The 317-nt window shown below is 48.9% G+C and carries 1 protein-coding gene; it reads left to right on the top strand.

From position 1 onward, the window contains the following. Positions 1-317: GA-like domain-containing protein (locus AC1M84_RS14310; protein WP_481595241.1), on the top strand; the 317-nt coding region annotated here is incomplete at both ends.

Genomic DNA, 317 nt, shown 5'->3' with positions numbered 1-317 from the left:
TGCACAAGCGAAAGTTGATGCACTTCCAGAAGGAGCAGACAAAGACGCATTGGATGCACGCTTAGATGATCTAGTCGACATCACCTTACCAGCAGTAAATGATGAAAACGAAGATGGTGTGGATGATGCAGTTGCAGCACTTGAAGAAGCGACAGAGGCAGTAGAGGCGGCTGAAGCAGCATATGCTGCGGCAGAGCAAGCACTAGCAGATGCCGAATCAGATGGCTTAATCACGCCAACAGAACTTGCTGAGCTGACTCAAGCACGTGATGATGCGCTTACTGCTAAAGAAGATGCACAAGCGAAAGTTGATGCAC

The organism is Acinetobacter sp. 24-47-66 (genome assembly GCF_056779755.1).
The sequence above is the reverse complement of the archived record's forward strand: the minus strand, read 5'-3'. Positions and strand labels throughout refer to the sequence as shown.